Raw genomic sequence first — 19,109 nt, forward strand, 5'->3', positions numbered from 1 at the left:
CCAGTACGTTAATAAAACCGCTTACCAGCCGCCAGAAATGCTTTTACGTCGTCGCGGGTGGGAAATGAAAAATAGGTCATCTGAGACGCATCGTTCTCGATTAGCTCATACGAACCGCTATGGATTTTCTCAATGGACTCCAAAATCGCATCCATCCCCATTTTTTTGGTTACGTCGATGAGTTCGGCCTGGCTCATGTTCCCGATGGCCAACTTTTTCTGAACCAGAATTGGTCCGCTGTCAATGCCTTCATCAACAAAGAAAACGGACACGCCGGTGTGGGTTTCGCCATTTTTAAGAACCCAGAATGACGGCATCAAGCCGCGGTATTTCGGCAGGAGCGCCGTATGAAGGTTAATGCAACCATGCGTAGCCACGTCGAGCAGCTTGCGCTTGAAAATCTGATTTCCCGCAATGGAAACAAACAGGTCGGGCTTATAAGCCCGGAGCTTCTCCAGGTTTTCGTCTTTATTGATCGCGCCTTCAATGTGAATAAGTGGAATTCCCCGGTCGGCCAGCGTCTTACGAACGTTGTTGCGGCTGTCCAGTTTGGACGCTACGAACTTGAATCCGTAGCGGATAAAAAACGGCAGGCCGAAGATTTCATACGTTTTCTTAATCTTATCGCTGAAGCTTTCCCGTTTCCCGAACGGAGACACATCGAAGACGACCGTTGCCACGACTTCGGCATACGGAGGTAGTTTTTTTAAGAGATAATCGATGTTTCGGGCTAAGTAAAAAGGATCATCCTGCGTTAAAATCACAAGGCGCATACTCGTCAGTTGTAGTGATTAGAAGCACAAAGCTACAGATTTAGCGTCAAGCTGATGTTAATTTCATTAATGAACAACCAGTTTATGCCGAATCGTCTGACCCGTGGCGGTTTGCAGATCGACTACGTACATCCCCGCTGCCAGCTCAGTTACAGAGAGAGACAGCGTGTTCCGGGCCGAACCAGACCAGCTCTTCACTACCCGACCCATCAGGTCCTGAATAACCAGGTTTGTAATGGTTACCTGGTCGGCCTCTACGTGTAGCATCCGGTCAGCCGCTAACGGGTTGGGGTATAAGCGAGCGAGCGGAACGGCAGGTTCGATTCCCAGGATGAGCGGACGGGCGCTAACAACGTTGCTTACTGCTGATTCGGATACGTTGCTAAACGCTTTCAGTCGATAATAATAGGTACCAAACGGATCGGGCAAGTCGGTATCAGCAAAGGTCGCTGTGGTCCCGTTCACGACGGCAATCTGCCGGAAGGTTGTCGGCGTGCCATCGGCCCGTTCCAGCACCTGCGTTTGGGCATTGGCCGATGGAGTCCAGTTCAATTGAATCTGTTTTTCGGTTATGGGTTTAGCCGCCAGGGTTGTCACCGACGTAATAGCCTCAGCAATGGGCACGCCATCGAACGAAAACGCCCGCATACCGCGTGTGTTTCGCAGTGTCGGTCCATTGTAAAAATCAGACGTAGCATCCGAGAAATAGGCGGGCAGATACCGAAGCGCTTTGGCGCTGGCTGGCTGCTTCAGCCGCAGCGTTACCCGATTTTGAGCGGCCGAACCGTCCATCACCCAACCCGACTGCCCGTCCAGATAAAAATAATCCTTAAGCTGCCTGACGGCTATTACGGCTCCGGTAGCGAAGTTATAGAACGTAGTATCGCTCTTCCAAACCATCTGCACGTCGTTGTCGAAGACAAGGGTAAGCGAATCTTTACGGGCGTTGTAGAACACCTTTTGTATGTCCGGCGAATCGATTTGCAGCGTATCCGTTGCCCCGTAGAAGTCCCGGGCGATCTGCCGGAACTGCTCAAACGCCAACTGCTGATGACCCTTGGCCCCGTAGTGAATCCCGTCATATTCATTGGCACCCACGGTAGCAATTGACTCCACATTTTTAAACAGGCTTTTCGTACGTCGTTGAAAGTCGCGCAGAGCAGCAGCCCCATCCTGCCGATCGGCTAAAATGTTGATCTGCCCAACGTAAATACGGGCATCGCCGTAATCTTCCCGGAATTGGTTGTACAGCGTTTTAAATTTTTCCCCGTATCCTTCCGGACCGTTTCCGGCGTCGTCTTCGCCTTGCTTCCAGATAATGGCTTTTACGTGCTTATCAACACCCGTCCACTTAGCCCGAAACAATAAGCGGCCGTAGATGGTATTCAGGTTAGCGTGGTTAACCGGATCGCGCAGCGATAAGGGCGCAATAGCGGTTCCGCCAACGGCCCCGTTCAAAACCAGCGTTGGGATGCCATAGGTCTGTAAAATCAACCGCTGTAGCGTTAAGCCGAACCCGCCAACACTGCCAAAGGGATCTTTCGATGCGTACCAGGCCATGTCGGCCGGAATGTTTTTCGAATCGTAAGGATACGTAGCGTTCCGTAGATATTTGTCGTCGAAATTAAAGGCGTAATTGGTTTCCAGCCCCGCCTGGGCCAGGGCATTTGACTGACCCTGAATGATATACACATCCCCGCAAACAATGCGCTTCCACTCGGCTACCAGGGTTGAGTCGGTTGCTTTGTGAAGAAATACCTGGACTGAATATTCAGCGGGTTCTGCCTTGATCGGAGCCGATAAAGTAAACGCAGAGTTGGTATCCGCGGGTGCCAGCGTCTGGCTAACGAGTTTGGTCAGTTGCCCTTCGCGCAGCAGCGTCATGCTGATTTTTGCGTACCCGCTGGCCGTTACCTGACCACTCACCACTACATCTGCCTGATTGTTTGCTTCACGGGGATAGAGTTGTAAATCGCGCGGTAATTTATCAAATGTAATTTGCCCTAAGGCCGAAAAATAGTATAAAAACAATACAATAGAACCGTAAAGTCTCTTCATCGGCTTTTTCGCGTCTAAAAAAAGTTATAGTATTGCGTAATTTATAGATGTACCAACGTTTCAGTAAAAATAACGTCTTTAGGGGTATATCTGCACTAAACGCAGCGGCATTTGTCCTCGCGCCATCCAATAATGACTGATATTTCTGTCATCTTATTAACCCACAACGAAGAAAAACACATTAAGCGGTGTTTACAAAGTCTGCAGTTATTTACAGACAAAATATTCATTGTTGACTCGTTTTCGACCGATCAGACGGTTGCCATTGCCCGATCGATGGGAGCCATTGTCGTTCAGAATCCCTGGGTTAATTACGCTAAGCAGTTTAATTTCGGCATCGCCAACAACCCGTTTCAGACGACCTGGCTGATGCGCATGGACGCTGACGAGTACGTAATGCCCGAACTGGCCAATGAGATCAGGGAGCGTTTATCGACCTTGCCGGCTGAGGTGTCGGGGGTGTATGTGAAGCGCAGGGTGCTCTTTTTCAACCGCTGGATGCGGAATGGTGGCTATTACCCAATCTGGCTGTTGCGGCTTTGGCGTCGGGGGCAGGGCGTTTGCGAAGAAATCTGGATGGATGAGCACATTAAATTGAACGATGTTGGCACCAAACCCGCTCAAACCATTCAATTCCAGTATGATCTGGTCGATCATAACCTGAACAACCTGACCTGGTGGACGCAGAAGCATAACAACTACGCGATTCGGGAGGTCATTGATCTACTCAATATCAAATATAATTTTGACGAAACGCAACGGGTCACTCCGAACCTGTTCGGCTCCCAGGATCAGCGAACCCGTTACCTTAAAATCCAATATGCTTCGCTGCCGTTGTTCACCCGGCCAATTTTGTACTTTTTGTATCGGTACATCTTCAGGCTGGGTTTCCTGGATGGACGGGCGGGCTTGATGTGGCATTTTCTGCAGGGGTTGTGGTACCGGTTTCTGGTAGACGCGAAGCTATTTGAAGTGTATTTTCAGGCGGGTCGCGATAAGGAAGCGATCATCAACTATTTTCTAACGGAATATGGCAAAGACCTCAGACCCATCCGGACTCAACCCGTCGGTCAGTCCTGAACCCATGCCGTCGCCCCAAACCACTTCTCCGACTGTTGGCAAAACGGACTTGTCACGGTTTAACAACAGCTGGTATAAGCCCGGTCCCCGCTGGAAGGTGTTGCTGTGGTTTCTGGCCAATCCAATTTTTCTGAATACGTATCTACCTATCCCGGTAGGACTCAAAATCAGCATTTTAAAGCTTTTTGGGGCTAGAATTGGCACGGGCGTCATGATCAAGCCAGCCGTAAATATTAAATATCCCTGGTTACTTCATATAGGGAATTACGTCTGGATTGGAGAACAGGTGTGGATTGATAACCTGAGTGAAGTCGAGCTGGGCGACAATACCTGCGTGTCGCAGGGGGCGATGCTGTTAACGGGCAACCACAACTACCAGTCGCCAACGTTCGATCTTACCACGCGTCCTATTACCATTGAGGACGGTGTCTGGATTGGTGCCAAGTCGGTAGTGTGCCCAGGTGTCCGCTGTGAATCACACTCCGTATTAGCGGTAAACTCAGTCGCTACGCATTCATTGAGTGCATACGGTGTTTATCAGGGAAATCCGGCGGTTCGAGTCCGGCAACGAAATATAACTGCGTGAAAGTATCCATCATAACGGTAGTCTTTAACGGCGCTCAGCACATTCGGGACTGCATCGAGTCGGTGCTGAATCAGACGTATTCAGATATAGAATACATCATCGTTGACGGCCAGTCGACCGACGGTACCATCGACATCGTACGTTCGTACGTCACAAAAGTTGCCCGGTTTATATCCGAACCCGACAAAGGGTTATACGACGCGATGAACAAGGGGATTACACTAGCCACCGGCGATGTGATCGGCCTTTTAAACGCTGATGATTTCTATCGACATACCCGCGTTATCGAGCATGTCGTTGCTACGTTCACCCGGACCGGAAGCGATGCCGTATACGGGGATATGTTGTATGTGGATCGTGAGGACACGGCTAAATTGAAACGGTACTGGCGATCGGGCTGGTATCGAACCAATGCTTTTTTATGGGGCTGGATGCCGGGCCATTTGTCGTTCTTTGCCAAAAAGAAGTTATACGAACAGCACGGTCTGTTTCGGCTTGACCTGAAGAGTGCAGCCGACTACGAGTTAATGCTTCGGTTCATTCATAAAAACAAGGCTCGTCTTGCCTATATGGATGAGGTGACCATTGTGATGCGGGCGGGCGGTATCAGTAACAGCAGCCTGACGAATCGGTTACGGGCCAATCAGGAAGATCGGCTGGCGTGGGAACTAAACGGGTTAAAGCCTTACTTTTTTACCTTATGGCTGAAGCCTTTACGAAAGCTGGTTCAGTACGTTAGCAAGCCGCCTGAATTGCTAAGCAATTAGACCAGCAAGCCGTTAAATCAAATTCATGTTGAGAAGTTAAATAAACCATTGATTTTTACGAGCTATGCATTCATTAATACGTGGCTTGTGGATAAAATAAGCTGACAAAAATTGGCGAGCTTTACGAAAAAAGTGCCGACCGCACTTTAACTAAACGCAACCATCCCACTATATGAATATTGACTTATTAATCGCTTTTCTGGAACATAAATTTAAGGACGACCTGTTCACTCTTGGTTTATACCAGTGTGTACTTTCGTTTTTGGTCGCCTGTTTTATTTCCGTAGTGGCTATTCCGGTTGTCATCAAAATATCGGAGTTAAAACAATTGATGGAGAATCCGGGGGTGCGCCGGGCTCACTCTACGCCTACGCCTACGTTTGGCGGTATTGCCATTTACGCGGCTATTCTGGTTGCTTATTTTCTATGGCCCAGCATTGATCAAACCGACATATATCGCACCAACTTATCGGTGGCTGGCATGACCATCCTGTTTTTTATTGGTATAAAAGACGATTTGGTCGGTATAGATCCCAACAAAAAGATTCTATTCCAGGTACTGGCCGCTATGATCCTGATTTTCTTCGGCGATCTGCGTGTCGATTATCTCTACGGAATTATGGGCTTTCACCATATTACCGAGATCATTGGTATCTTACTCACCTGCTTTATTTTCATTGCCTTAACGAACGCTATTAACCTTATCGACGGCATCGACGGCCTGGCCGGGGGCATTGCAACCATTGCCAGCGCTACGTTTGGCGGTTGGTTTTTATTGACCAATCACTTCACGATGGCGTGTCTGGCGTTTACATTATCGGGCGCGTTAATTGGTTTTCTGCGGTTCAATTTTTCGAAAACAAGCAAGATATTTATGGGCAATACCGGCTCATTGATTATCGGCTTTATGCTTGCTTTTTTTGCCGTTCGTTTTGTGAATTTAAATGCATCCTATCGCTACGAGCCAACGGCTTTTTTCAATGCGCCCATCATCGCTATTGTGATTTTGATTGTTCCCATTTTCGATACGTTACGTGTTTTTTTGGTGCGGATTTTAGCGGGTCGTTCCCCATTTTCCGCGGATCGCAATCACATGCACCACATTTTGCTTGATAATGGTTTGTCACACGCTTCGGCAACGGCCGTTCTGTGCGGAGCCTCATTTTTGAATACGGTTTTGTTTTTTCTGTTGCACCGCAACATTTCAAATACGCAGTCATTAATTATTCTCGGCTGTTTATTCGGCATTTATATGATGGTGAGTTTCACGCTTAAAATGCGGGTTATGTATGTATCAACTCACCCCCGTCGTCGGAAAGCGGTATTACGTCGAGAGTTGCAGAGCGGCCTGATTAGTCGGCGCTTAGTCGATTATTTGTAGTCTCGATCCTATCCAAATAAAAAGCCGCCCGGTCACTGATCGGGCGGCTTTTTGATTTGATCAACTTAACGCGCTTTTGGTCTTGAACGTGCCTAATTAAAAATAAAAATCATCCCATAACCGGGTTTGGCATACTATGTGTACGAGAGTGTTTACATACACGTACATTACCGGATACGTTAGCTAAATTACTACAGGTATGGATGCAGCACTACAGAATGATTTTCTGACCATTATTGATTCGGCCATCACCAATCACCGGGTAGTTCAGATCAAGCACAACAACACCTGGCGCACCATTGAGCCTTATATCGCAGGCATTTACAAGGGTACTCAACAAACAAGTCTTTATGGATTCTGCCGCGACGTAGTTCCTACCGTACAATCCGGGTCCTCGGTCCGTTGGCAGGTTTTCAACCTGGATGACATTGAGGACATTGAGGTAACCTTATACGAGTTCTGCCCCCACAGCGATTACCGTGGCACTTACGAAAACATTCAGCCTATTTATCTTAAGTTGCGATCATAATCGGCTTTCAGCCTAATTTTTAGGCTCGTTCGCAGCTCATCTCCTAGCTTACTGCCTGTAGGTCAACTTCAAGAAACTCTGCTTTGGCGGCACTGCAGATTGGGCAACCGTACGTTTCGGGAAGTGCATCAAATGAAGTTCCGGCGGGTACGTCCTGTAACGTATCCCCATACTGTTCATCGTATACCGTGAGACAATGCTGGCACTGGTGAACGGTATACAATGAACTTACACTCAACTCTGTCTCTTGTCCCTCCGGTCGAATGCTTTCAGTGCTCTGGCTAATTCGACGGCTATTGTAGCGTCGGCATAAGCGGTCGATCTGAGCCGGTAGGTGAATCTTAAGAAGGCCTTTATCGAAGGGTAGATACGTTCGGCTGTTCGGATTAAAGTTTTCGGTGAAGTACAGGTCGTACACACTAAACAAGGCTAACTGGCCGATCTGCAGCAGTGGCCGTTTGCGGATCAGGATTGAGCCGAACACTTCTGATTTAGGCCGGGTCTGTACACCAAAACAGAGCCCGAATGTACGGGTATCGTTCGTTTCAAAATACCGGATTACGTAGTTCTTGATCCGTGTACCTTCGTCGGTATCGTCTTCGGTTTGCCAGGCCAGTTCATTGGCCGCATGACGAACATTTATGTTGTGCTTACCCAACACGTGCGACCATTTTGCCCGGTCGTGTTCTTCGATACCTTTGATGATAAGCGATTTCCAGGGCGTAACGCAAATCTCGCCAATGCGCGTATGCAGACACATCGCGCAAATGTCCAGCAGAAAGGCAATCGAAAATTGTTCGTCTCGCCGGTACAGCCCCAACCAGGAGCGGTGCCCGTATCGGTTGAAGCCTTCGTAGTACGGCAACGAAAACTCAGGAAGCTCTACGTCCTGAACCGCCGGTTGAGTAATAAATGTCTGCTCCGACGTAACGGCCGAATACAGCGCTTCTTCGTCGCGAGCCCCCTGATTGAGCATAGCCGTTTCTACAGATTTGGCGAGCCGGCCAATTTCATGGGTATACACCAGGTCCCGCCACTTGAATAGAGCGTTACTTTGCTTTGGGCGGACGTATAAATACCAAAAATGCGGTTCGGACGAGGCAATGAAGTTCAGATTACCGGTGAAGAACGGCGTAAAACTCTGGTTCGAGTCCGATAGGTTTATTTTTAGCCGGGGCTGATAATCAATGTGGTCAAGTACCGTATGGTATTCGGCTTCCTGAAGCCAGGCTCCAGTCCGAAATACCTCCTCCCCGCAATACGAACTAATGATGTTCGGATACTGGTCAGTATTAAGTTCGTACTTAATCTGGTGCTTTTTCAGGTCTTTCTCCAGAAAGCGCATGTCTTCGTAGTGCACTGTCATTAATAGTTGCTGACGGTTCCCAAACCGCACCTTCCTGACTTTTGCCTCATAAGCCAGGGTCAGGATAGTTTGCAGCGCCCCCGGCGACACTATACCCGCGGGTAGGTTGATTTTAAGCGAATAATAATCACGCATGGGTAATTAGTGATTAAGCGAATGAGTGATTGAGCGAATGAAACAAGCCTCTAAGCATTCGCTCAATCACTCATTCACCAATTCTCTCATTGATAAAAGAATACTACGTACTTCAGGACGGCACGATCCGCAGCCGGTTCCCGCGCCTGTTCTCTGACACAGCTGTTGAAAATCCAGGCAACCCGCCTGAATGGCCCGCTCCAGATTTCCCTGGCCCACGTTATTGCACGAGCACACTAATTTTCCTTCTACAGGGTCTACTTTCTTGCTGGCTCTCAGGAGTTGAAGCCGCTTATCGGACAGTTCTATGCCGTTGGCAATCAGCTCGCGAAACTCCTGGAATTCATTTTTATCACCGATCAGGATGGCCCCAACCAGTTTATCCTGATGCACAATGCACTTCTTGTAATAACGCCGGGCCTTATCAATGAACACAATCTCTTCGTAGCTGCGGTCGTCCGGCGGAGCTTCGGCCATCCCAATGCTGCACAGATGTAAGCCCTCCATCTTCAGTATATTCAGCGGAACGCTTCCTCGGTAGGGCTGGGTCACATCCCCTGCTATAAAGCGGGCGGCAGCTTCGGCCTGTTGTTCGGCGGCTAACGTAATGCCCCACATTTCGCCCCGCCACTGCGCTATTTCGCCAGCGGCAAAGATGTCAGGATCTGACGTTTGCAGGTAATCGTTCACCAGAATACCCCGGTTACAATCCAGTCCGGATTCGCGGGCGAGTTCAATATTCGGGACGGTACCGATGGCGATAACAACCACATCACAGGCAATTTTTCGGCCCGAGCGCAACTGAACAGCCGTAACCCGATCGGTACCGGTAAACGTTTGTACCTCATCGTTAAAATAAATAGCTATACCCCGCTCCGACAATTCCTGATACAGCAGTTCACTAGCCAGTGGATCGAGCTGGCGTTCCATCAGGCGGCTGCTCCGCTGAATAACCGTTACGCCAACGCCAATGTGCCGTAACGAAGCCGCCAGTTCAAGACCTAATAACCCACCACCGACAATGACGGCCGTTGGCGTTTCAGCGGTTGCTGCTGTACGTTCGGACGACGTACCGTCCACAACCGGTTGCCGCAGAAAAGGCAGCAGCGAGTCAGCATCCAGCCGTGACCGCATATTGAAAATACCCGGCAACCGAGGTACACCCTTGGGCATGAAGGCCCGACTACCCATGCCAAGCACGAGCTTATCGTACGTATGTTCAGCTCCGTTACTGTCCGTAACTACTTTGTTCTTGCGGTCGATATGAACGATGCTAACGCCTTTGTGAACAGTAATATTGGCTTCCTCAAACTGCTCCTCGCGCAGTCGTACGAGCTGCTCCCACGGCTGTGCGCCACTGATATAGTCCGGCAACAGCACTCGGTTGTAGAACGGGTAAATCTCTTTGGAAAAGACGCGGATCTCATCCGCTGAATTGAGTGTTCGATACGTATTGATGAAGCCCAGCCCGGCTGAGCCGGTGCCGATGATGATGATTTTTTCAACCGGCTTGTGGTAAGGCATCACCTCTACCGCCGAAAACTTAAAATCAGGCTCTTTCGAACGCGGATCGATGAGCGTGTTCGTCAGGTTGTTGGCGCGCGCCAGGTTACTGCTCAGAAATTTACCCCAGTGCATGGGCAGGAAGCACAAACCCGGTCGCACATCGTCAGTCAGTTGTGCCTTCACACGTACTTCTCCGCGCCGACTCTTGATGGTCACCAGTTGCCCCTCCTGAATAGCGCGGGCTTCAGCATCCTGCGGATGAATTTGTAAAAAAGGGCTGGGTGTATGCTGATTTAGCTTCGCCACCTGCCCGGTTTTGGTCATGGTGTGCCACTGGTCACGAACGCGGCCCGTGGTTAATACAAGCGGAAAGTCGTCGTCAGTAGGCTCGGAGGCATTACCATCCGGTACGGCGTGTAACTGCGCGCGCTGATTCGGCGTATAAAAGAGGTGGTCTTTAAATAATCGCTTCGTTCCAGACGTTTCCGTCTCTTCTCTAATTCCTGTAGCCGGATAAGGCCACTGTACGCTTCGGTTTGCCTTCAGCAGTTCGTAACTGACACCCGTTACGTCTACATTTGTCCCGGCGGTAATCTGCGTGTACTCCCGATACACGTCGGCGGCACTATTATAGGAAAAGGCCGAACCAAAGCCCATTTTCTGCGCGAATCGCCAAATAATTTCGGCATCGGGCAAGGCTTCGCCGGGGGCGTCAAGCACGTTCGGCAGGTACGTAATTCGCCGTTCGGCATTGGTCATGGTACCTTCTTTTTCAAGCCAGGCTGCGGCTGGTAGTACAACGTCGGCAAATGCGACCGTATCGGCCCGATTCGATACGTCCTGTACCACTACGTAACGCGCTTTTTTCAGAGCGGTTTCGACGGCAGTAAGATCGGGTAAGCTCACCAGCGGATTGGTATTGATAATCCAGATGGCCTTCAGCCGATCATCAGCGAGTGCCTCGAACATTTCGGTGGCCGTCAGACCCGGTTTGTCGGCGATCTTGACCGGACTGCTCCAGAACGTTTCGAGGTCGGCGCGGTGGCGGGCGTTTGTTACGTCCCGGTGGGCGGGCAGCCCGTTCGCTAGCCCACCCACCTCACGACCGCCCATGGCGTTGGGCTGCCCCGTTAACGAAAATGGCCCATTACCCGGTTTACCAATCCGCCCCGTGATCAGGTGCAGATTTATAAGTGACAGATTTTTATTGACGCCCACCACCGACTGATTCATCCCCATAGTCCAGAGCGACAGAAATCCTTTCGACCGTCCGATCCAGTTGGCAGCCTGCCGAATGGCCTCGGCATCAATTCCACAAAGCTCGGCGGCTTCCTCAATGGTACGTTGCATCACCTGTTCCCGGTAAGCCAGGAAACCATCGGTATGATCGACGATAAACCCGTCGTCGGTATAACCATTTTCGATCAGTAACCGACCAAGGGCATTGTTCAGGACAATGTCGGTGCCGGGTCGAATGGCCAGATGCAGATCGGATGAGCGCGCTGTATCCGTCCGGCGCGGGTCGACAGTGATAATTTTAACAGTTGGGTTAGCGGCTTTATGCGCTTCAATACGTCGCCAGAGAATAGGATGACACCAGGCCGGGTTAGCCCCCTGTACGTAGAACACATCGGCTTCTTCGAGGTCGTCGTAGCAAACCGGCACAGAATCCTCGCCCAGCGACAGCTTGTACCCCGCTACCGCCGAACTCATGCAAAGCCGCGAATTTGTGTCCATATTATTGGAGCCAATAAACCCTTTGATGAGCTTATTGACCAGGTAATACTCTTCCGTCAGGCACTGCCCCGATACGTAGAACGCCACCGAATCCGGCCCGTATTTTTGAATCAGGCTGCGGAACACAGCCGCAGTACGTTCCAGAGCCGTGTCCCAACTCACCCGCTGCAACGGCATCGACCGGTTGAACCGCATCTGTGGATAGAGCAAGCGATCCGACTGATCCATTACTGTATAATGCAGGTTCATCCCTTTCGAGCAAAGCATTCCCCGGTTCGACGGGTGTTGCTTGTCCCCTTCGACTGTGATGCGGCCGTTAGCCTCCTGATTCACGATAACGCCACAGCCTACGCCACAATAGCAGCAGGTTGTTTGATGTTGGGTTGGCTGGGTATTCATTGCAGACTGGATTTAAGTAATCGGAACGTAACGTTGCCGGGTTATCGATCAGGCGACGGCCAGATCGGCTTCAACCACGGCTACCTCCGCTTTGGCGAACCGCGTCAGCGCTATAATGCCACCGACAACCGCTACGGCGACACCGATATAGATGAAAGCTTCTGAATACGAGATCGTCGACGATTTGAACAGGAACCCCGCCAGCACGGCCCCGACGTTGCCACCAGCCCCAACGATTCCGCTTACGGAGCCCAATGCGTTTCGATTGATGAAGGGCACAATGGCGTAGGTAGTCCCATTAGCCATTTTCAGGAACAAGGCAAACAGCACCATTGCGACAATCGCCATCGTCAGATTACCCGTCATCCCGAAATACACAATACCGGCTCCTTCCAATACCAGCAGTACGGCCAGTAGCAGGCCCTTGCCGCGCATCCCGAACCGACGTCCAACTTTGTCGGCCAGAATACCGCCCAGGGCGCGGGCAAACAGGTTCATGAATCCGAAAGAACCCGCCAGTACACCGGCCATGGTCAGACTGGCCTCAAACTTCTCGGCGAAGAACAGGGCCGCTACGTTGTCAAATGTTACTTCAATACCAAAGCAGGCACCGTAGGCCAGGAATAACGCCCAGGTGCGGTAATCTTTGGCGGCATCGGCCAAACTGCCTTTTTGAGCTTTTTGCTGACGGTCGGGAAGTACATCAAAATTTCCGGCGGGTGTATCCTGCGTGTATTTCCAGTAGAGCACCGCCATAATGAGCAAGCCAACGCCCGGCACAATCATCGCCAGCCGCCAGGCCGAAGCAGGCAGGTACCCCAACCCCACAAAACCGGCAAAGATCAGGGGCATCACCATGTTCGTGACGCCCCCGCCCAGGTTTCCCCAGCCACCGGCCACGGCATTGGCCGTACCAACAATCTTTTTATCGAACATGACCGAGGTGTGGTACTGTGTAATCACAAACGACGCGCCGATAACGCCAATGGCCAGACGAAACAGCAGAAACGAAGTGTAACTGTGAGCCAGTCCTACCAGCAGGACCGGAATCGAGCACAGCGCCAGCAGGGTGGTATACGTTTTACGAGGTCCCCAGGTATCGCAAAGTTTACCCACGGCAATACGCGCTACCACCGTAACCGCTACCGATGCGATGATGATGTTGCCGATTTGTTCTTTGCTCAGCCCCAGATCGTCTTTAATGACTTTCATGAGTGGAGCCAGACCGAACCAGCCAAAGAAGCAAACGAAAAAGGCTAGCCAGCTCAAATGAAAGCTGCGCATCTGTACGCCCTTAACGCGGAAGATGTTCAGCGAATCCAGTGGTTTATTCAATGTTGGTTGCATATCGATAAACGGTGTTGAAAGACAGAAATGAGTTGATGTGACTTACCGAGCAGCCACAGGTTTGGTGTTTAAAAATTCAGGTCGGATGTTAATCATCAGGTACGCCCAGGTACCGAGTTTATTCTTCTGGTTCATCGTACCTTGTTTAACGTACTCAAGGCTGTTGGTGCCGCTCATGATCGAGTAGCCGAATTCCAGCATCGTAAACTTGTTGAGGCTGTAAGTCGCCGTGAAGTCATACTCCATACCCAGCTTAGCATCAACCAGAGCACCCGAGGGGGCATCGGGCATTTTGTTGTACGTAGGTGCGGCCAGGGCAAAATAGTGTACGTCCAGACCCGTTGTCAGGCGACTACCCGTGTATTTGAACTTTAGAAATGCATCCTTCAGACCACCCGCTGGCGATCCGGTACCCACGTAGAAGTAATCCATATAGCCCCAATGGCGGTGTGGAGTCCCGTACAGCGGGTCAAAGCGACTTGTTTCACCGGCCTGAATTGTTGTGGCATTATTACCGGACAGCACTTCGTAGCCCGGACCAAAACTGAGCGGCCCTTTTTGAATCAGTACGTTGGCACCGTAGTGGTACGCGTTTCGGAGCGTTAAACCATCCCGATCTTTTCCACGTTGGCCGTAGGCGAACGCCTGCCACTGCACTTTACCTAATCGAGACGTAGCGTTTCCGAGTTGCCCGATCAGCATACCGCCGTAGGTTATGCGGGAGTTAACCCCCGCTACGTCGTACCGTCTCCCATATACGTAACCTTGGGCCGCGTTGCCGAGCGAGTCGATTCGGTACTTCTGGAAATCATCTTTAAAGACGAGCCCCGAGAATTTAACCTGCCCGAACGCCGACCCGTTGAACGTACGACTCAGATACGCCATCTGAAACGACTTGAACTGCTGATTCTGGCCGTTGGTACTTAAGGGCGTCGCCAGTACCGGAGCCCCCCCTTTGCCACTAGTCGGCAAAAAACCCGCCGGAATTGCCAGCGTTACGTTCTGGGTCGACAAGGCCGAAGCGGGTACGTTACCAGCCGTGTAATACGTACCGACCGTTCCGAACGCATCGGTGTTCTGGTTAAACCCAACACCCAGATCAAGCGCCCAGCCGTGGTGCTGGGCCTTGAGCAAAGCCGCATCGAACCGGCGGCCCTGCTGGAGCCAGTCGAGGTTGCCCAACAGCCGCACATCGTCGTATACCAGTTCCTGCCGACCAATCTTCAGCGACAGATTCTGAATAGCTGTAAAGTGTATGGTGCTGTCGGCGTGATTAGCCAGCGTCACCTCCGCCCAGGCTTCGTGCATCATCAGCCGGTTGCCATCCGCGTTGTTAATCGTAGCCGCATCCTGCCCCCAGACGCGCACATCCTGCACGGCCGTCTGGAACGTAATGCGGTCCCATTTATAATTGAAGGTCAGTCGGGCACGCTGCGACGTGAATACCGCTGAAGGGCTATTTTTCGGGGCTAGGTTGCCCAGCCCGTTTCGGACTTCAGTGCGTGTGCGGAGCTGACCGACCAGCGAAAACTGAGCGAAAAGATCAGGCTGTGCGGCTGTCACCAGCATACAACCCAGCACCAGCCGTAGTAGATATGATTTCATGAAAAGACAGTGAGCGTGTTTGGAACGGCAATGCAAGAGCAGGGATACCCGAATCGGGTAAACAGGAAAGGCAGTCAGAAGCAGGTGATGAGGTCGGCGCAGGCGCTTGAAAACAGAGGCCTGTTCTACCCGACCGACCGGAGAGGCAAAGTTGCGTTAGTCGCTTTTTTTCATTTTCTTTGAAGCGTTTGTGTTAAACATAGACAACCCTGTTAAGCCGATCCAAAGGTGCCCCCACACCGGATCGGCTTTTTTCACGAGTAAGCCACGGGTAGGCTGCGTAAGTATTCCATCGTATACGACGGATGAAGCGCAACCACCTCGCCGATGACCAGTACAGCGGGCGCCCCCACACCCTGCTCGGCCATCAGACGCGGCATTTCCCAGACCTGCCCCACCACGCACCGTTCGTTGGTGCGCGTCCCGTTCTGCACAACCGCCATCGGCAAATGCCCCCGGCCGTACTGGCTGTACATAGCACATATTTCCTCTAGTTTATTCAATCCCATCAGCACCACCACCGTCGCTTTCGACTGCACCGCCAGGCGCATATCGTCCGATAGTTCGCCGTGCTGCGTAGTGCCGGTAATTACCCAAAAACTTTCGCTGACACCCCGGCACGTAACCGGAATCCCCTGCGAGGCTGGTACCGAAATGCAACTCGACACCCCCGATATGACCTCGCAGTCGATGCCGTGCTGCCTGGCGTAAAGGCATTCCTCGTAGCCCCGGCCGAATACGTACGGATCACCGCCTTTGAGCCGTACTACGTGGCCAAACCGCCGGGCTAGCCGGACAATACTCCGGTTGATCTCGTCCTGCGAGACCGATGGTTGCCCCGCCCGCTTACCGACGTAATTCTTCACAGCCTGTTCCGGCGCAAAGTCAAGCAAGCTGGCATTGGCCAAATCATCATAAAGAATTACGTCGGCTTGCTGGAGTGCTCTAATCCCTTTCAAGGTGATCAATTCACCGTCGCCCGGCCCCGCCCCCACGAGTGTCAGCTTTGGCTTCATAGTACTTTTATACTATAGGTAATTATTAATAATGTACTATTAACACAAAACGCTTTTTGTGCTGATTTGTGGTTCAAAAGTATAGCACATATTCTAAAAAACAAGCCTTTTCAATAATTTATGCTTTAAGAATTAACTATTGACAAATTTAATACTAGGAATTAACCAAATAACAGTTTAAGTTTGAACCGTAATACTATCTAACAGATGGGGGCATTTTCTTAGATTATTACAATTAAAAAACAGGGTTTTTATACTAACATAGTCACAAGTAACTATGCTAACAAACACAAACAAGCGGGTTGTTGTCATTGGCAACGGCATGGTGGGCTATAAGTTCTGCGAAAAACTTATGGCCTACCAAAAAGAGGAACATCGGTTTGCGCTGACCGTTTTCGGCGAAGAACCCCGCGTGGCCTACGACCGGGTTCATCTGAGTGAGTATTTCGCGGGAAAAACCGCTGACGATCTGGCCTTGGCTACCAGCGACTGGTACACTGAACAGGGTATCCAACTGCATCTTTCCGACCCGGTGGTTGCCATTGATCGGGACCGCAAAGAGGTCCGCTCACACCACGGCCTTCTGGTCTCTTATGACTACCTGGTGCTGGCAACTGGCTCGGGTGCTTTTGTACCCACGATTCCCGGCGTTGAAAAAGAAGGCGTCTTTGTCTATCGGACCATTGAGGACCTGGAGTATATTACGTCCTATGCACAAAAAATCCGACGCAATACGGGAGGTCGTGGAGCCGTGTTGGGCGGAGGGTTGCTCGGTCTTGAAGCCGCCAAAGCGTTGCTTGATCTGGGTTTGCAGGAGGCTCACGTGGTTGAGTTTGCGACTCGGCTCATGCCCCGCCAGATCGATGATGCCGGCTCGCAGATTCTCCAATACAAACTCGAATCGCTGGGACTGAACATTCACCTTGCTAAAAACACCCAGGCCATCATCGGCGACGATACGATCGAAGGCATGCAGTTTACCGATGGGTCCGTGCTGGACGTCGACATGCTCATTATTTCGGCTGGTATTCGTCCACGCGACGAGCTGGCCAAACGCGCCGGACTGGACACGCATCCGCGCGGGGGAATTGTTGTCAACGAGTTTTTGCAAACATCCGACCCGTCTATTTTCGCCATCGGCGAGTGCGCCTTGGCGCATCAGATGATCTACGGACTCGTAGCGCCTGGGTACGAAATGGCTGGGGTGGTTGCGGCTCGGCTGCTTGGTCAGGAAAAAGTGTTTAAGCCCTTCGACATGTCGACGAAGCTGAAGCTGATTGGCGTAGACGTAGCCAGCTTCGGCAACCCCTTTGCCGAGGGTCCCGACTGCCGCACGATCTGCTATGAAAACAAGGCAAAAGGCGTTTACAAGCGAATCAACGTAACGGCCGACGGCAGCCAACTGCTGGGCGGGGTTTTGGTGGGCGAGGCTGAGCAGTATAATATGCTCCTGCAAACCTGTACGAACAAAATTATCCTACCACCCGACCCCGAAGATCTCATTCTTGGTTCTCGGGGCAGTGAAACCGGTGGAACCTCATCCGGTGGGGGCGTGATGGGCCTGCCCGACGATGCACTCATCTGCTCCTGCGAAGCCATAACGAAAGCCGCCTTATGCGCCGAGATCACCGATAATGGCCATACTACGCTCGATCAGCTCAAAAAAGCGACCAAAGCCTGCACGGGGTGTGGAGGTTGCACCCCCCTGGTTAAAGACCTGCTCCAGGGCGTACTTAAACAGCAGGGTCAATACGTCCGCAACGTAATTTGCGAGCACTTCGACTATTCGCGCCAGGAGTTGCTGGATCTCGTCAAGATCAACGGTCTGAGAACGTACGGGAACGTATTGAATCAGTTTGGAAAAGGCGACGGCTGTGAAGTCTGCAAACCCGCCGTGGCATCTGTGCTGGCCAGCCTCTGGAACGAAAATATCCTTGAAAAAGACCGGGCAACGATTCAGGACTCCAACGACCGCTTCCTGGCGAATATTCAGAAAGGCGGTACGTACTCGGTGGTGCCCCGCATTCCCGCTGGCGAGATAACACCCGAGAAGCTGATCGTGATTGGTCAGGTTGCCAAGAAATACGACCTCTACACGAAAATCACCGGCGGGCAACGAATTGACCTGTTCGGTGCGCACCTGAACGACCTGCCTGCCATTTGGGAAGAACTGATTGCCGCCGGTTTCGAGAGTGGTCATGCCTATGGTAAAGCGTTACGTACCGTTAAAAGCTGCGTTGGCTCCACTTGGTGCCGGTTTGGCGTTCAGGATTCCGTTACGTTCGCCGTGGAGGTAGAAGAACGGTACAAAGGCATCCGGGCCCCGCACAAACTCAAATCCGGCGTATCGGGCTGCATCCGGGAATGTGCCGAAGCGCAAAGCAAAGACTTCGGTATCATTGCCACCGAAAAAGGCTGGAATCTTTACGTATGCGGCAATGGCGGCTCCAAACCACAGCATGCCCAGTTACTGGCGTCGGATGTGGATAAGGCCACCTGCGTGCGGTTGATTGACCGCTTCCTGATGTTCTACATCAAAACCGCCGATCCACTCACCCGCACCGCAACCTGGCTCAACAAAATGGAAGGCGGCATGACTTATCTGAAAGCGGTGATCGTCGATGATGTGCTGGGCATTGCCGGGGAGTTGGAGCGCGAAATGCAGGGGCTGATCGACAACTACGCCTGCGAATGGAAAGAAGCGGTCGAAACCCCGCATCTACGCCAGCGCTTTTCTCATTTTATCAACGCGCCCCAGCAGAAAGATCCGTCGGTGCAGTTCGAACCGCTTCGCAGCCAGAAACGCGCGAAAGAGTGGCGTTAG

At 51.4% G+C, this 19,109-nt stretch carries 13 protein-coding genes; 6 read left to right on the plus strand and 7 right to left on the minus strand.

Annotation, left to right across the window (positions count from 1 at the left end):
* Nucleotides 1-8: 8 nt before the first annotated feature.
* The gene (locus ACYVIY_RS22095) at nucleotides 9-773 is read right to left on the minus strand and encodes a methionyl-tRNA formyltransferase (protein WP_460978573.1); all 765 of its coding nucleotides are present in this window, start codon (nucleotides 771-773) and stop codon (nucleotides 9-11) included.
* Between the two features lie 66 nt (nucleotides 774-839).
* Nucleotides 840-2,831 carry a sialate O-acetylesterase gene (locus ACYVIY_RS22100; protein WP_460978574.1) on the minus strand — a complete coding sequence of 664 codons (1,992 nt, stop codon included), beginning with the start codon at nucleotides 2,829-2,831 and terminating at the stop codon, nucleotides 840-842.
* 132 nt (nucleotides 2,832-2,963) lie between these two features.
* Between ACYVIY_RS22100 and ACYVIY_RS22105 the strand changes: the two genes are divergently transcribed.
* From ACYVIY_RS22105 to ACYVIY_RS22125, 5 genes are all read left to right on the plus strand, one after another.
* Nucleotides 2,964-3,911, plus strand: a complete 948-nt coding sequence (locus tag ACYVIY_RS22105) for a glycosyltransferase family 2 protein (protein WP_460978575.1) — start codon at nucleotides 2,964-2,966, stop codon at nucleotides 3,909-3,911.
* Nucleotides 3,912-3,915: 4 nt separating this feature from the next.
* Nucleotides 3,916-4,497 carry a WcaF family extracellular polysaccharide biosynthesis acetyltransferase gene (locus ACYVIY_RS22110; protein WP_460978757.1) on the plus strand — a complete coding sequence of 194 codons (582 nt, stop codon included), beginning with the start codon at nucleotides 3,916-3,918 and terminating at the stop codon, nucleotides 4,495-4,497.
* A complete protein-coding gene (locus tag ACYVIY_RS22115) occupies nucleotides 4,494-5,264 on the plus strand; it encodes a glycosyltransferase family 2 protein (protein WP_460978576.1) in 771 nt (256 codons plus the stop codon). The genes ACYVIY_RS22110 and ACYVIY_RS22115 overlap by 4 nt, the downstream gene beginning before the upstream one ends.
* A gap of 172 nt (nucleotides 5,265-5,436) precedes the next feature.
* Entirely contained in the window at nucleotides 5,437-6,645 is a 1,209-nt protein-coding gene (locus ACYVIY_RS22120; RefSeq protein WP_460978577.1) for a glycosyltransferase family 4 protein, read from the plus strand.
* 199 nt (nucleotides 6,646-6,844) lie between these two features.
* Entirely contained in the window at nucleotides 6,845-7,174 is a 330-nt protein-coding gene (locus tag ACYVIY_RS22125) for a hypothetical protein (protein WP_460978578.1), read from the plus strand.
* Between the two features lie 43 nt (nucleotides 7,175-7,217).
* On the opposite strand, the gene ACYVIY_RS22130 is transcribed toward ACYVIY_RS22125, so the two are convergent.
* The 5 genes from ACYVIY_RS22130 to cobA all read right to left on the minus strand — a co-directional run bounded on the left by ACYVIY_RS22130 (nucleotide 7,218) and on the right by cobA (nucleotide 16,285).
* Nucleotides 7,218-8,675, minus strand: a complete 1,458-nt coding sequence (locus tag ACYVIY_RS22130) for a rubredoxin (RefSeq protein ID WP_460978579.1) — start codon at nucleotides 8,673-8,675, stop codon at nucleotides 7,218-7,220.
* A gap of 66 nt (nucleotides 8,676-8,741) precedes the next feature.
* A complete protein-coding gene (locus ACYVIY_RS22135; protein ID WP_460978580.1) occupies nucleotides 8,742-12,317 on the minus strand; it encodes a molybdopterin-dependent oxidoreductase in 3,576 nt (1,191 codons plus the stop codon).
* 48 nt (nucleotides 12,318-12,365) lie between these two features.
* Entirely contained in the window at nucleotides 12,366-13,664 is a 1,299-nt protein-coding gene (locus tag ACYVIY_RS22140; protein ID WP_460978581.1) for a NarK family nitrate/nitrite MFS transporter, read from the minus strand.
* A 42-nt stretch (nucleotides 13,665-13,706) separates the two neighbouring features.
* Nucleotides 13,707-15,269 (minus strand): alginate export family protein, encoded by a 1,563-nt coding sequence (locus ACYVIY_RS22145; RefSeq protein WP_460978582.1) that lies wholly within the window; start codon nucleotides 15,267-15,269, stop codon nucleotides 13,707-13,709.
* Between the two features lie 254 nt (nucleotides 15,270-15,523).
* Nucleotides 15,524-16,285 carry a uroporphyrinogen-III C-methyltransferase gene (gene cobA / locus ACYVIY_RS22150; RefSeq protein ID WP_460978583.1) on the minus strand — a complete coding sequence of 254 codons (762 nt, stop codon included), beginning with the start codon at nucleotides 16,283-16,285 and terminating at the stop codon, nucleotides 15,524-15,526.
* Nucleotides 16,286-16,562: 277 nt separating this feature from the next.
* On the opposite strand from cobA, the gene nirB reads away from it, so the two are divergent.
* Entirely contained in the window at nucleotides 16,563-19,109 is a 2,547-nt protein-coding gene (gene nirB / locus ACYVIY_RS22155) for a nitrite reductase large subunit NirB (protein WP_460978584.1), read from the plus strand.

The sequence above is a fragment of the Spirosoma knui genome (assembly GCF_054780635.1).

Bases quoted from the DNA above. Each gene is read 5' to 3' on its own strand.
- ACYVIY_RS22145 (WP_460978582.1), bottom strand. From the start codon at position 15,269: ATGAAATCATATCTACTACGGCTGGTGCTGGGTTGTATGCTGGTGACA.
- ACYVIY_RS22135 (WP_460978580.1), bottom strand. From the start codon at position 12,317: ATGAATACCCAGCCAACCCAACATCAAACAACCTGCTGCTATTGTGGC.
- ACYVIY_RS22130 (WP_460978579.1), bottom strand. From the start codon at position 8,675: ATGCGTGATTATTATTCGCTTAAAATCAACCTACCCGCGGGTATAGTG.
- ACYVIY_RS22110 (WP_460978757.1), top strand. From the start codon at position 3,916: ATGCCGTCGCCCCAAACCACTTCTCCGACTGTTGGCAAAACGGACTTG.
- ACYVIY_RS22105 (WP_460978575.1), top strand. From the start codon at position 2,964: ATGACTGATATTTCTGTCATCTTATTAACCCACAACGAAGAAAAACAC.
- ACYVIY_RS22140 (WP_460978581.1), bottom strand. From the start codon at position 13,664: ATGCAACCAACATTGAATAAACCACTGGATTCGCTGAACATCTTCCGC.
- ACYVIY_RS22125 (WP_460978578.1), top strand. From the start codon at position 6,845: ATGGATGCAGCACTACAGAATGATTTTCTGACCATTATTGATTCGGCC.
- ACYVIY_RS22095 (WP_460978573.1), bottom strand. From the start codon at position 773: ATGCGCCTTGTGATTTTAACGCAGGATGATCCTTTTTACTTAGCCCGA.
- cobA (WP_460978583.1), bottom strand. From the start codon at position 16,285: ATGAAGCCAAAGCTGACACTCGTGGGGGCGGGGCCGGGCGACGGTGAA.
- nirB (WP_460978584.1), top strand. From the start codon at position 16,563: ATGCTAACAAACACAAACAAGCGGGTTGTTGTCATTGGCAACGGCATG.
- ACYVIY_RS22100 (WP_460978574.1), bottom strand. From the start codon at position 2,831: ATGAAGAGACTTTACGGTTCTATTGTATTGTTTTTATACTATTTTTCG.
- ACYVIY_RS22120 (WP_460978577.1), top strand. From the start codon at position 5,437: ATGAATATTGACTTATTAATCGCTTTTCTGGAACATAAATTTAAGGAC.